At 33.9% G+C, this 13,949-nt stretch carries 11 protein-coding genes and 2 pseudogenes; all 13 read left to right on the top strand.

Translation table 11 applies throughout. The features are described from left to right. Nucleotides 1-125 precede the first annotated feature (125 nt). The 13 genes and pseudogenes from RCG17_RS27935 (at nucleotide 126) to RCG17_RS27875 (ending at nucleotide 13,396) form a co-directional block, all read left to right on the top strand. Nucleotides 126-2,351, top strand: a complete 2,226-nt coding sequence (locus RCG17_RS27935; protein WP_308173247.1) for a hybrid sensor histidine kinase/response regulator — start codon at nucleotides 126-128, stop codon at nucleotides 2,349-2,351. Further along, nucleotides 2,327-2,887: a response regulator gene (locus RCG17_RS27930; protein WP_308173246.1), complete on the top strand. Its 561-nt coding sequence runs from the start codon at nucleotides 2,327-2,329 to the stop codon at nucleotides 2,885-2,887. The genes RCG17_RS27935 and RCG17_RS27930 overlap by 25 nt, the downstream gene beginning before the upstream one ends. Then, nucleotides 2,856-3,221 (top strand): annotated as a pseudogene (locus tag RCG17_RS27925) (response regulator); the annotation flags it as partial. The gene RCG17_RS27930 and the pseudogene RCG17_RS27925, both read left to right, overlap by 32 nt. 138 nt (nucleotides 3,222-3,359) lie before the next feature. Beyond that, nucleotides 3,360-4,427 (top strand): annotated as a pseudogene (locus RCG17_RS27920) (nitrogen regulation protein NR(II)); the annotation flags it as partial. Between the two features lie 253 nt (nucleotides 4,428-4,680). Further along, nucleotides 4,681-5,463: an HpcH/HpaI aldolase family protein gene (locus RCG17_RS27915; RefSeq protein ID WP_308173245.1), complete on the top strand. Its 783-nt coding sequence runs from the start codon at nucleotides 4,681-4,683 to the stop codon at nucleotides 5,461-5,463. Nucleotides 5,464-5,820: 357 nt separating this feature from the next. Beyond that, nucleotides 5,821-6,237: a MaoC family dehydratase gene (locus RCG17_RS27910; RefSeq protein WP_308173244.1), complete on the top strand. Its 417-nt coding sequence runs from the start codon at nucleotides 5,821-5,823 to the stop codon at nucleotides 6,235-6,237. Nucleotides 6,238-6,390: 153 nt separating this feature from the next. Beyond that, nucleotides 6,391-6,858, top strand: coding sequence for a hypothetical protein (locus RCG17_RS27905; protein ID WP_308173243.1), 468 nt, complete (start codon nucleotides 6,391-6,393; stop codon nucleotides 6,856-6,858). 166 nt (nucleotides 6,859-7,024) lie between these two features. Then, nucleotides 7,025-7,756 carry a TerC family protein gene (locus tag RCG17_RS27900; protein WP_308175984.1) on the top strand — a complete coding sequence of 244 codons (732 nt, stop codon included), beginning with the start codon at nucleotides 7,025-7,027 and terminating at the stop codon, nucleotides 7,754-7,756. A gap of 137 nt (nucleotides 7,757-7,893) precedes the next feature. Then, nucleotides 7,894-8,895 carry an LLM class flavin-dependent oxidoreductase gene (locus RCG17_RS27895; RefSeq protein WP_308173242.1) on the top strand — a complete coding sequence of 334 codons (1,002 nt, stop codon included), beginning with the start codon at nucleotides 7,894-7,896 and terminating at the stop codon, nucleotides 8,893-8,895. A 1,363-nt stretch (nucleotides 8,896-10,258) separates the two neighbouring features. Continuing rightward, complete coding sequence (locus RCG17_RS27890; RefSeq protein WP_308173241.1) at nucleotides 10,259-10,894, top strand: NTP transferase domain-containing protein; 636 nt, start codon at nucleotides 10,259-10,261, stop codon at nucleotides 10,892-10,894. 227 nt (nucleotides 10,895-11,121) lie between these two features. After that, nucleotides 11,122-12,009, top strand: coding sequence for a DMT family transporter (locus tag RCG17_RS27885; RefSeq protein WP_308173240.1), 888 nt, complete (start codon nucleotides 11,122-11,124; stop codon nucleotides 12,007-12,009). 82 nt (nucleotides 12,010-12,091) lie between these two features. Further along, on the top strand, nucleotides 12,092-12,262 hold the full coding sequence (locus RCG17_RS27880; protein ID WP_308173239.1) for a hypothetical protein: 171 nt from the start codon (nucleotides 12,092-12,094) through the stop codon (nucleotides 12,260-12,262). Nucleotides 12,263-12,397: 135 nt separating this feature from the next. Beyond that, a complete protein-coding gene (locus tag RCG17_RS27875; protein ID WP_308173238.1) occupies nucleotides 12,398-13,396 on the top strand; it encodes a transglutaminase domain-containing protein in 999 nt (332 codons plus the stop codon). Nucleotides 13,397-13,949: the final 553 nt, after the last annotated feature.

Genomic DNA, 13,949 nt, shown 5'->3' with positions numbered 1-13,949 from the left:
AACGTTTTTATTTTAAAGAATTAATTGGATTGAGTATTTCTTTAGGTTTCATTATTTTGATTTTCCGAAAATTTAAATATTTAATTTATAAAAATTTAATTAGTATCAAATGGAGAAATGGAACTATGAGAAAAAAACGAAGCTCAATCAGGGGAATCATTACCGTTTCATTTATTGTGCTAATGGCTAGTACACTGCTTGTTGTTGGTTATATTGCCTATGGAAGTTGGAATGCCTCGACCAACAGTATTATTGGGCAAATGGGGAATGACGCAAGTAAGGATATATCAAATGAAATTGAATCCCTTATTAATGTCCCGCTAAAAATGAATGATATTAATCATAATTTAATCCAGAATGGTATTGTCGATCTATCAAATAAGAAAAAACAAGAAGCCTACTTTGCAGGAACGCTTAAATCAAGCAACAAAGAAATTTATAGTTTTAGTTATGGATTAGAAAATGGCGAATATTACGGGGCACGCAGAAATGTAAATGACGAAATTGAATTATATAAAGTGAATACTAAAACGAATGGGCATTCTCTTTATTACACAGTAAATAATGACATGACCGAAGGCAAATTTGTTGAGGATTTTGGACCGTTTGATCCCCGTACAAGACCATGGTACAGCATGGCAAAAGAGGCTGGTAAACCTATTTTTTCTCCACTTTATAAACATTTTGTTAAAGATGATTTAGTACTCTCCGCTGCCTATCCAATTTATAATAAAGACGGCAGCCTTCAAGGAGTTTTAGGTACGCATATCACTCTCTCCGAACTTAATAGCTATTTAAAGGAAGTTATCCCAGATAAAAAGGCCATTGCTTGTGTTATTGAAAAAAATACCGGGGATCTTGTAGCTAATTCAATTGGATTGCGAAGTTTTACAAAGCTAACTGACGGGACATACAAAAGAATCGCAATTAGCGATGTCAATAATAAAGCACTTGTTAACGCGTATGAGTACTATAAAAAATTTGCTGAAAATCAATTTATTATTAAAAATGAAAAAGAGAAATTTCATATAAAAGTGTCAGAGTATAAAAAACAAGGTATTGACTGGCTGATTATGACAGCCATTCCTGAAAGTCAGTTTACCATTCAAAAAAACAAAAATATTCAAACTTCTCTCGTTTTATCGGTTTTCGCCCTTTTGTTTTCAATTATTATCTATATGAGAAGTACGGAATACATATTAAAACCTATTAATAATTTAATAAGTGCTGCAGAAAATTTTTCCAAAGGTGATTTATTACAAAGAGCCAAGGTTTATAAAAATGATGAAATTGGAAGATTGTCTCAGGCTTTTAATAGCATGGCAGAAGAACTATATTTACATATCAATAAACTTGAGGAAAAAGTTAAAGAACGAACGTTTGAATATGAACAAGCAAACCAGGAATTAAAGTCGGCAAAAATAGAAGCAGATAAAGCCAATCAAGCAAAAAGTGAGTTTCTTGCTAATATGAGCCATGAAATTCGAACTCCTCTAAATGCGATTATCGGTTTTAGTGAGTTGTTACAAAATGCAATGATAGATGAAAAACATAAAAACTATATTAAAACGATACATACTGCCGGTAATAGTTTACTTACCATTATCAACGATATTCTGGACCTTTCAAAAATTGAAGCCGATAAAATCGAGCTGCAGTACAAACCAGTTAAATTGCCTAATATTGTAAACGAGATTGAAACAATCTTTTTACAAACAGTCCAGGAAAAAAATATTGAGTTTTTAGTAGATATTCAAAATGACTTCCCAAAAATGATTTTATTTGACGAGGTAAGAATACGCCAGGTTCTATTAAATCTTGTTGGGAATGCAGTTAAATTTACGGATAAAGGGTATGTAAGGGTCACGATAAAAGCTGTTTCGGAAAATCAACTGGATAAAAGCAGTATAGACCTTCGCATTACAGTTGAAGATACTGGAATTGGAATTCCGGAAAGCGAAAAAGACCATATTTTTGATGCCTTTACGCAAGTATCAAGACAGAATGTCAAAAAATATGGCGGCACTGGTTTAGGACTTTCAATTACGAAAAAATTAATCGAAATGATGCATGGAAGGATATCTGTAGATAGCATTTTAGGCAAAGGCAGTACATTTTACGTTGAATTCCCGAATCTCCAAGTTGCTGCTACTGAACCGCTTCCTGAACTTATTGAAAAGTCCTATCTCGAAAAATACAAGTTTTCAAATGAGAAGGTTCTTGTGGCAGATGATATTGAGACAAATAGGATATTGTTACAGGAACTTCTATCAAAAGTTGGACTTTTAGTCCTTACCGCTGAAAATGGCAATGAGTCATTAACTATTTGCGAAAAAGAAAAGCGGCATTAATTATTACTGATCTCGTTATGCCGGTAATGGATGGGTTTGAGGCTTCCAGACAGCTGAAAGGAAACCCAGAATTTTCACATATTCCAATCATTGCTCTAAGTGCATCTTCCGCTCAAATTCTACCTGAGGGCACAATGTTCGATGATTTTTTAATAAAACCTGTTCAAACTGAACAATTGCTAAGTAAGATCGCAAAATACCTAAACAATCAAAGCAAAGATAAAACAAAGGTTCCTAATGAAAAAATGATAGAGTTATATTGCAATAATATTAAATCCGAAGTTCTCGCTGATTTAAGGGAACAACTACACCCAATCTTAGTTAAATTAGAAACTTCTATTATTATAAGCAACGTTAAAAACCTTGCAGAAAAGTTAATCACATTTGGGCAGGAGCATCAATTGGTATTTATGGAATCAATTGGATCAGAACTTATGATGAGTGCTGAATGCTATGATATTGTAAAAATCAAATCAAAATTAAAACAAGTCGAAAAAATAATATATGAGGATATGCCATATGGAAAATTCGAATAATAATTTAATTTTAATCGTTGATGACAATCCAAATAATATACAGGTTTTAGCTACAGTTTTAGCAGAATGTGGATATGAGCTTGGAATTGCTCAGAATGCGTATGAAGTATTTACATTTCTCGAAGAAAATACACCAGAGCTTATTTTGTTAGATGTTGAACTGCCTGATATTGATGGCTATGAAATATGTAAAACAATTAAAAAGGTCCCAAAATTTAAGGATATTCCAATCATCTTTCTAACAGTTAAAAGTGAAAAACAGGACATCGTCAAAGGCTTTGATTTAGGCGCTGTTGATTATATGACCAAACCTTTTAACAGAAAGGAATTGGTTTCAAGAATTAGAACTCATATTGCTTTAAAGCGTTCAATGGAAGAATTAGAAAAAAAGAATTCAGAGCTTGAAAAAGTATTGATCGTCAGAAACAAACTTGAACAAGAAAGAGACAAGTTATTTAACGATTTACGTCAGCACCGTGATCAGCTTGAAATAATGGTAGAAGAACGGACAAAAGAATTAGTTGCAGCAAATGAAATGATTACAAATATTATCGAAGGTATTACAGATGGATTTTTGGCACTGGATAATGAATGGAAATTTATTTACGTGAACAATCAGCAAATTTTTCCTCTTGGAATCTCAAATGAGAATGTCATAGGGAAAAATATATGGGATGTCTACCCAAAAACTATCGGAACTACTTTCTATAAGGAGTTTCATAGGTCAATGGAACAACGGATACCAGTACATTTTGAAACACATTCAGTTTATAACGATGTCTGGTACCAGATAACGGTTTATCCGTTTGTTGAAGGAGTTTGTGGTTTTATTAGAGATATAACTGATAAAAAGAAATATGAGGCAGAATTAAAGAGATTATCAGGATTGGATCTAATTGGACAAATGGCTGCAGGGATTAGCCACGAGATTCGCAATCCGATGACGACAGTGAGAGGATTTTTACAATTATTAAGTAAGCAAAATGAGAACAAAAAAAATGATGAATATTTTCATATCATGATTGATGAACTTGATCGGGCAAATTCAATCATTACAGAATTCCTTTCAATGGGGAATACCAAGACGACAGATTTACAAAAAATGGATTTGAATTCTATCCTGAATGATATAACCCCTTTACTGATGGCTGATGCGTTTAACCAAAATAAATATTTAAAATTGGAGACAAGTGAACTTCCACTATTACTATTAAATCGGAATGAGATCCGCCAATTGATTCTAAATCTCTTCCGAAATGGATTAGAGGCAATGAAACAAGGAAAAGAACTTATAATTAAGACATATATGGAAAATGACAATATCGTTTTAGCTATTCAGGATCAAGGAGAGGGGATAAGTCCTGAAGTTTTAGAAAAATTAGGCACGCCTTTTTTTACAACGAAGGACAATGGGACAGGTTTAGGACTGGGAGTATGTTATGCAATTGCTGCTCGTCATAACGCGAAAATAGATATTGAAACAGGACTCGAAGGCACTACATTTTATGTTTATTTTTGTAAATATCAAGAAAAAGAATGATAGATAGGGGCCTCGTGGGAAAATTTTCGTGGGGAATGATTAGGTTTTTTTAATCATATTGGTTGCAGAAAAAGAGGTTATTTTCCTAATCAGGAAGGACCTCTATTTTTCATCATTTTTCTACTTTTTTTTCATCTTCCTAATAACGGAAATGTTATAATTGGGTTGAATATTCTTTCTATTTACACCTCAAGTTTCTTCACTCAAAAGTAATGTTTAAAGATTGATAATCTTTATAAAAGAGGTGAGTATTATGAAAAAAAATACGTTAAGAGAAAAGTTAGATCGAAAAGAAGCAGTTTTTGGAACATGGTTGATGACTAATAGTTTGGATAATGCTGAAATTTTAAGTCATACTGGTGCAGATTTTATCATGATTGATGCTGAACATGGTTCAATGGGGATCGAATCTGCTGGAAGAATGGTATCAGTAATCAGAGGTTCACAGGCAACGCCTCTGCTTAGGGTTGCCGGAAATGAAAAATCTCTGATAAAAAAAGGACTTGATACCGGTGCTGAAGGTGTCATGATTCCAATGGTTAATACAAAGGAGGAAGCTGAGAAAGCAATTAGCTTTTGTAAGTACCCCCCAATTGGGGTTCGTGGAATTGGGGCCGGCAGAGCTGTTTTGTTTGGTGCTAACGATGAAGAATATGCAGACTATTATGCAGAAGCAAACGCTGAAGTGATGGTGATCCTTCAAATCGAACATTATTCTGCTGTTGAAAACATTGAAGAAATTCTCTCTGTCTCTAATATTGATGTTGCTTTTGTAGGGCCTTACGATTTAAGTACCTCCATGGGGCTTCAAGGGCAGTTAAATCATCCGGAAGTTTTAGCAAGCTATAAAAGGGTAGTTGATGCCTGTGAAAAATACAATGTCGTACCAGGGATTATGACTTGGACAGATGCAATAGAGCAACACCTAAATATGGGATTTAAATTTCTGTTGGGTGGTATGGATGGTGCGATTCTTTATAATGGAGTCAAGCAACTAGTCAATGAATTTAGAGGTTTTTCAAAATTAAAAGTTTGATAAATGGCAAAACAGAATTACGGTTTTTACTCACTTATAAAGTTAAATAGGTTTCAAGGGCAGTTCATGGAAGATAATTTTTATCCAGTGAACTGCCTTTTTATCACCATAAAATTACAATTTTATCACCATTATCCAATATAATCCTGTATAATAAGTACAAAAACAGGGGAATAATCCAGAAATTTGTCTTTCAGTTATCTCAATTCTTATCAACCTCGCAAGTGAAAACAACGATCTAGGATTCTAGTGTGTTTTCGCTAGGGTCCTAATTTTATAGATATAAGTATCTGAATAATTTGATTTTCACGGATTTCATAACTTGTTTTACTTTAACAAAAAAGGGGAAAAGCCTAAATGCAAAAAGAATTAATGTATGAGGATATTCAAATCGGAGATACAGCTGTTTTTTCTAAGACGATCACCGACTTTGATATTTATCAATTTGCAGGTTTGACTGGGGATTTTAACCCGATGCATATTGATAATGAGTTTGCTAAAGACACATTTTTTAAAGAAAGGATCGCACACGGTCTGTTAACCGGAAGTTTTATTTCAACTGTATTGGGAATGAAGCTTCCTGGTCCAAACTCCATTTATTTATCTCAAAACTTTAAGTTTCTTGCGCCAGTTAAAATTGGAGATACTGTAAAGGCAACTGTAGAAGTGGTTGAAAAAAGGGATGATAAGAAAATAATCAAGCTAATAACGCAGGTTTATAATCAGCGAATGGAAATGGTGGTAAATGGCGAAGCTGTTGTCATGAAAAAATAAATGTGAATATCGATAAACAATGCTAAATAAAGGAAACCAAAATACATATTTTGGTTTCCCTTTTTAGTTTTTCCTTATTAGAATATTTTTACCGCTCCACGAATCGGAATTTCCTAATCGGACCTTTCATAGGATAAATCAGGGGGTGGTTATTTGAACAGGTGGCTCAAAGCATTTATTCTAACCTACCTATCACTATTGTTTTTTGGAAGCTTTTTAGCGCTTGGAATGTTGTGGACTGGTGCTCTTGAAAAATCACTGCCAGATATATCGAAAATAAAGATCTTTTTGTATTATTTTTTTGCAGGTGCAATTGGAGGGTCACTGCGGCATCTTTACATGTTTTGTTACCACTATATGGAGGATAAATTAAATGATTACAGATTGTGGATTATGTACATTTTTTATCCGATTTTTGCAACAGGTACAGCAGTTATTGCGGTCTCACTCATTCAAAGCGGGATATTATATATACAATTCACTGAACCTAAAGATACGCCGTATGCACAATTAAGCATTGCATTCTTTGTAGGTTTTGGATTTAACAGGTTTGTGAATAAGCTAAATGCAGTTTCTAAAAATTTATTTCAAACAGATAACAATACAAGTAATACGAAATAATCGGTACTTGAAAGCTTTCAAATATTTTCTCTTAGGTTACATATATTCAAAACTCCCTCATATATATTGACAATAAAAGCTACTGTCTAACCTAATAGATCTTCTTAGGGGAAAATAGGACAAACTACATGGCTAACCCAAGTAGCTGTAAAGGGGAAATATCTTGATGGAATTGGTAAATCAAATCATTCATAATTATAGTACCTTTTTTTCACTTAAGGCTTTTCAAAGTGTGGTTTATGACCCTGCGAGCTGGGGATTAATTGGTACACTTATTATTCTTGAAGGCTTACTATCTGCGGATAATGCCTTAGTTCTAGCGGTGATGGTCAAGCACCTGCCTAAGGGACAACGGAAGAAAGCATTATTTTATGGGATATTTGGAGCCTATTTTTTCAGATTGTTGGTTATTGGTATAGGAGTATCCCTTATCAAGATTGCCTGGATAAAGATCGTTTGTGGTCATTATCTGCTTTTTATTGTCTTACAGAATTTTATTAGGAAAAATGATGAGGAAGATAATATTCAACATAAAAAAATGGGTTTTTGGAGAACAGTTATAACAGTGGAATTAATGGATATTTCGTTTAGCTTTGACAGTGTGCTGGCAGCATTTGGCGTTTCAAATCAAGAATGGGTATTATTCATTGGCGGGATACTGGGAATTCTAATGATGCGGGGGGTTGCACAATTATTCTTGGCTTTGATTGAGAAAATACCAGAATTTGAAACAACCGCGTTTGTTTTAATTGCGATCATTGGCGTTAAGATGATTATTTCTTCCTTCGGTTTCTTTATGAATGAAACTTTATTCTTCAGTTTAATCATTTCCATTTTCTTAGCTACTTTTGTTGTCCATTTATTTAGAAAAAATTCTGGGAATGAACCCACGGTGTGATGAAACAAAAAAATATGCACCTAAAAAAATCGATTATCATAACAAATCGACTTTTATAGGTAAGCATATTTTTTTGTTTTCCTTATTCAGAAGGATACTATATTATTATCTCAACATCATGAAAGGACAGATGAAAATTGTCAACTAATCCTATTCCCGTGTCAGTATTAAATCTTGTTCCAATACGTATTGGTCAGACTCCAAAACAAGCAATAGAGGCAATGGTCGAACTTGCACAAGAGGTTGAAAAAATGGGATATAAACGATATTGGATTGCAGAGCATCATAATACTCCGACACTTGTTAGTTCAGCTACTTCTATATTAATAAAACATACATTAGAAAATACAGAAAGAATCCTTGTTGGCTCAGGAGGGATTATGCTGCCAAATCATGCACCGTTAGTTGTGGCGGAACAATTTGGAACAATGGCTACTATATATCCTGATCGCATCGAACTTGGTCTTGGCCGTGCACCTGGAACAGATATGATGACAGCTAACGCCTTGCGACGTTCTAAAAATGATTCTGTTTTTACCTTTCCAGAGGATGTACAGACATTGCTCACTTATTTTGGCCCTCAAGACCAACAAAGCTATGTGAAAGCATTTCCTGGTGTTGGTACCAACGTTCCTATCTATATCCTTGGTTCCTCCACTGATTCTGCATATTTAGCAGCTAGTTTGGGGCTTCCATATGTATTTGCTTCTCATTTTGCGCCGAGATTTATGGAAGAAGCTATATCGATTTATCGTGAACGTTTTCAGCCATCACAGTATTTGGACAAACCGTATATGATTGTTTGTTTAAATGTAATCGCAGCTGAAACCGATCATGAGGCTGAAAAGTTATCCACCACTATGCAGCAATTTTTTCTAAATGTAGTTCGCGGCTCACAAAATCCGTTACTGCCTCCAGTAGAGAATATGGATGAGCTTTGGTCTCCTATGGAAAAAGAGATGGCCGAATCTATGTCAAGTGTCACTTTATTGGGCAGCAAAAAAACAATTCATCAAAAGTTACTAGCGTTTCAGGAAAAATATAATGTTGATGAAATCATGGCAGTTTCGTATATCTTTGACCCTGACAAACAAAAACGTTCTTATGAAATATTTAAGGAAGTTGCAGACGGAAAATAATCTTATAAAGATAAAACTTAAAAGCAGCATCAACAAGATCAAAGTAATACTAATAATTTCCTTTCTATACTTATATTTGGGTAACTCGTCCAACCTGATTGATCAAGATTGAATACTATATAATAAAAATTGTAAGAAGGGAAATTATGAAATACCTAAGTAATCTTTTAACGGGGTTTGGATCTAATCTCTTTTTAGTTCTTCTTGTTATGTTGCTGCTTCCAGCTTTCCTTGTAGCCGACCATGTGGAAGTTTTCGATAAAATCCAATCTTCCTTTATATTTAAAAGTTAAAAGTTGTCTTTAAAAGGGCAACTTTTTTATATTTAGTATTTATCAATTCTGAATATTTCACCATTTTGTCACAAGTATACAGGTAATTTTGTTTTTTTCATGTTATAATAACGCCATAAAGATAAATAAATTAGATTAACACCTTAGGAGACTCAGCCATACGTGTTCGTTCCGTTTGTGAACGAGTAAGTAAGGTTATATCTATTTAATTTGATTAGTGAAGTGTGACTTACCTAAAGACAAGGTGTAAATCAAACAACTTCAACCTTTGTTAACAATTTCTTGTAAAAAAAAGAAAATGCTGCAGAGGAAAAACCTATTCTAGGAAATGTTGGAGTTCACATTAAAAATCGACTCAAAAACTCTTCAGTTAATTAACTAGAAATAAGAACGATCTACAAATGAAATTTATGTAGAACAATTCTTATCTTTCTTTGAAGATTACAAGAATTTCGTGAAGAAGGAATTTTTGTAACAAAGGAAAATCTGGTGTTAAATGGAGTAGAACAAATAGTTTGAAAACCTATTTGTTTGGGAAGATTCAAATATGTTGAATTCTAAAATACCAAATAGGAAGATAGTTATTGATCTTACAAGATGAATATTTGATGTAACTAGATTACTTCAATATATGACTCTAAAAATCCTTAGTCTAAAAAGTAAGTTTTGCAAAATTACTAATTCAAATTAGGAAATAATGAGTTTAAATCGGTAAATACCGATAAATTGTTTCATTAAGGAATTTGAATTCCATTTAACATGAGAATTAATTCCTTCAACGGAACAAGCACACATCGGCAAATAAGCCATCTATTTGATCAATAGGATTTATTAAGAAAAGCAAATCCTTGAAAAATAGAAATGGCAAAGAAATTGGCTGATGTTTTATGGTTGGGTCCCCTAAGTTGTTAATCAAATCCAGATGCCTTCTCCTTTGAGAAGGTTTTTTTTGCATTAAAATGGACCATTTCCGATATATTTTAGAATGCACACATTCAACTCATCTACAATCCGTTGTAATAACCCAATATGACATGGAAAAATGCATGAAAGGGGGCTTCTTGAAATAAATGAAGGTTTGTGGGATATATCTTGCTGCTGGACAAAGCAAACGCATGGGTGAAAATAAACTTGCTTTACCACTTCGAAAAACAACTGTTGGGAGTTTGGCTTTCCATGCCGCACTTCAGTCGAAACTTGAACATATTATTGTCGTTACAAAAGAAGATGATTGTTTATCATGGATGGACCCATCGTTTTTTCAAATACCTTTCAAAGAAAAATGGTCCCATGCTCGTTGCCAGGACGCTGTATTAGGGCAATCACATTCCCTAAAGTGCGGTTTGCAGGCTGCTCAAAAACGGAATTCTAACGGGATTATGGTACTATTGGCTGACCAGCCATTTCTCAATGTAAAGACAATTAATGAATTAATTATTCTTGGTGAACAGTTTCAAAAGAAAAAAGATTTAAATGAAATTACCTATGTCGCTTCTAGTTTTCAGGGGCTCCCAAGACCGCCAATTCTCTTTTTGCAAAAATCTTTCCCTTTTTTATTCGATTTAAAAGGAGATGAAGGGGCACGCCAATTATTCCGAAAATTAATAATAAAAGGAAGGCTAGTCGAGGGAAAGGATGAACGCATCTTTTTTGATCTTGATACAAAAGAAGACTATGAAAGTGTTTTAAACGAAACGTTAAAGTGAAGGTTAAGTAAAAGAAGACCATTCGTAAAAATGGTCTTCTTTTTCCGTTGTGAATTTAAAAATTTTTCGGTTCACCTTTTGGAGGTAAAGCAGTACTCTGAATAATTATCATATGCACATCAGGAAGTTTATGAGTGGAATTTCTACTAAGTTTATAATATTATTGACTTTGTTCTGACTATTCTGTTATTCGAATTAAAAGGAAAGACAACTGGAGGAATACATAGATGAATGGTTTGATATTATCGTTATGCATTATTTGGGGATTTAATTTTGTTATTATGAAACTTGGAAATGGTGTGTTCCCGCCAGTACTATTTGCTGGTTTAAGATTTTTGGTAGGTTCAATTGTGCTTTTTGGTGTCTCCTTTCTAAAAAAAGTTGTTGTTCCAAACAAACGAGATCTAAAATGGTATATTATTTGTGGTATTTTACAAACTACTTATTTTAATCTAGCAATCCAAATCTCTTTAAATTATATAAGTGCGGGACTTACTGCCGTTCTAACATATAGTATGCCACTTTTTCTTTCCGTTTTTGCTCATTATTTCATCCCAGGTGAGAGATTGACCACTCGAAAAATGATCGGGATTTTGAGTGGTACAATAGGTTTGTTTTTAGCGATGAATATCCATTTTGGGGGTGGAATTTGGGCCGCTATTCTAGCTTTAACTTCAGGTTTATCATGGGCAATCTCAAATGTAATCATCAAACGAAAATTACAACATTGTAATCAGATTCAGTTTACTACTTGGCAGATGGCAATTGGGACTGTTGGATTGTTTTTATATTCCTTCTGTTTTGAACACGGTCAGTCGCATTGGGGGTTGTTGCCGATTGTTTACATCTTGTTTGCTGGTATTTTTCCATCAGCATTAGCGTTTTTATTATGGTCCTATATCCTGTCAAAAACAGAAGCCAGTAAAGCATCAATATCACTTTTACTAGTTCCTGTTGTAGGAGCCTTATCCGGTTATCTCTTTTTGGGCCAGGTTTTAAGTCCTGTTACAATAATTGGTATTTTATTTGTTCTTTTAGGTATCTGGTTTGTAAATAGTTCAAGTGCTTCTAAAATGGCAAAGAGAAATATTATCGGGTCTGTCAAGGATCTGTAATACATAATTCAAAATCTCCGTGTAATAAAGAATAATGCAAAAGATATTACACACCCTATAACCTGAAGAGGGGGTGAAATATTTGGCAAATCAACTAAATAACAACAATAAGCAGACTGGTAAATATCAGCAAGGTTCAGGTTCAGAATATCATCGTCTACATGCAAGCAATGTACCGGACTATGGAGCAAATAGTATGGACCCTATTGCGGAAAGTTTGATGAATCGGATTGACAACAACGAACAACAATAAATCATTAAAAAACGCCATTTGTGGCGTTTTTTCTTATTTATATATTGCATTAGAAAGGTTTGAAGTATTATTTGTTGATATTTTCATTATAATAGTTTACTGTATTAAAAAATCAGTTAAAGCAGGTGCAGGTAAATGAAAAAACTCATCATGCTCTTTATATGTTTTTATGCTTTTTTTTACCTTTCCCAACATCAAATGATTCCTTCAATAGACGAAATCAAAAGTTACTTTACCATAAAAGCTCCAAATATTCAGGAGCAGAACTCAGCTCAAAATATTTCCAATCAGCAAGAGCAACAATTTGAAAACCAGGTAAAAAGTGATCAACAGGATGCCGCTTCTGTACCCGTAACAGCTAATCAAAAATATTCACCTACGAAAATTCAAACATATCAGGTTTCGGTGATATCTGGAAAATTAGTTGTTACAGGAAAAGCTACACCATACGGACAATTCAATAAGGCTGACGGAGTTATTTTATATATTCAAGAAGCACGGGCAAACAAAAAGGTTACGATTAAAGTCCCTTTTAGCAATGGAAAAATAAATTACAGTTATCCACTTTCCTATACAGTAGGGGATGTAATTATAAATCTTGATGAATATTATAATGGGGTTGAAAATGATCCTAACACTGTACTGGGATATGCAGAGTTTCATTTAACAGATGGCGACCCATACTTACTGCCTAGTTGGATGGTTCAAAGTGATAACCCAACCCTTGTTTCACTTGCTCAAACAATTACAAATGGGAAGCAGTCAGATGTCGAAAAATCTCGTGCAATCTTTGAATGGGTGGCTAAAAACATTAATTACAATGCTCCATTAGTAAATGATCCGAATCCACCATTATATTCGGCTCTCCAAACCTTTCAGACACGAGATGTTTTATGTTCAGGTTATGCCGACTTAAGTGCTGCCCTTCATAGGGCTGTAGGAATAGAAGCAAAGGTAGTATATGGGGAAAATCACGCATGGAATGAAATTAAGCTGAATGGTGCATGGCAAACAGAAGACCCAACCTACGGGGCAGGTTTTATTAACGCCAATACAATGAGATTTGTCCGTAGCTATCATCCTGCCTATTTTGTTAAATCTGATAAACATAAAGAAGGGGAATACCCCTGGTAAAAGTTACCTTTTTCTAAGATTCTTTAAAAATAGCGATTATGAAAGCTAATTCATTTTGGATTAGCTTTTTTTATGGTTTTATAAAGTCTTTCATCGGGGAAAGAGTCTTAGTAAACGCTTACAAATTTTATTATTTACTTTCAAAATATAGTGAAAATGAACTAGCAAAACAGTTTTTATCTGCATAGGATATAGCACCAAGAATAAGGAGTGGATGTAAAATAGAAGGCTTAGCGCTTTATACGTTGTATGCTGCCATGGGTCTTATGTTGCTAGATTTTGTTATTGGTTTGGTTCGTTCGGTGGTGACGAATTCTTTCTCAGTAAATATGGTTTTGGATTACTTGAAAACAGTTCTTTATATGTTCTTCCCATTACTCTTTGTTTATTCATTAATATCAGTTGATCCGACGGGTTGGGCACTTAAGATTTTTTACTATATTGGTGGAGTCGCTATTATTTGGAATTTTCTCACAGCAATCATCAACAAATGGAGAGCTTAATGCTCTCTTTTTTTACCTCTATCACTAAGTTCCAAGTTCTAAAACAAGAA

Origin of the sequence: Neobacillus sp. PS3-12 (assembly GCF_030915385.1) — a bacterium.
In the GTDB taxonomy this organism is placed as follows: domain Bacteria; phylum Bacillota; class Bacilli; order Bacillales; family Cytobacillaceae; genus JAEVLT01.
Note: the sequence above shows the minus strand (reverse complement) of the source record. Positions and strands in the feature narration are given on the sequence as shown.

What these genes read in the sequence shown, in the direction of transcription:
- RCG17_RS27935 (WP_308173247.1), top strand. Translation starts at nt 126, where the DNA reads ATGAGAAAAAAACGAAGCTCAATCAGGGGAATCATTACCGTTTCATTT.
- RCG17_RS27915 (WP_308173245.1), top strand. Translation starts at nt 4,681, where the DNA reads ATGAAAAAAAATACGTTAAGAGAAAAGTTAGATCGAAAAGAAGCAGTT.
- RCG17_RS27910 (WP_308173244.1), top strand. Translation starts at nt 5,821, where the DNA reads ATGCAAAAAGAATTAATGTATGAGGATATTCAAATCGGAGATACAGCT.
- RCG17_RS27900 (WP_308175984.1), top strand. Translation starts at nt 7,025, where the DNA reads ATGGAATTGGTAAATCAAATCATTCATAATTATAGTACCTTTTTTTCA.
- RCG17_RS27890 (WP_308173241.1), top strand. Translation starts at nt 10,259, where the DNA reads ATGAAGGTTTGTGGGATATATCTTGCTGCTGGACAAAGCAAACGCATG.
- RCG17_RS27885 (WP_308173240.1), top strand. Translation starts at nt 11,122, where the DNA reads ATGAATGGTTTGATATTATCGTTATGCATTATTTGGGGATTTAATTTT.
- RCG17_RS27875 (WP_308173238.1), top strand. Translation starts at nt 12,398, where the DNA reads ATGAAAAAACTCATCATGCTCTTTATATGTTTTTATGCTTTTTTTTAC.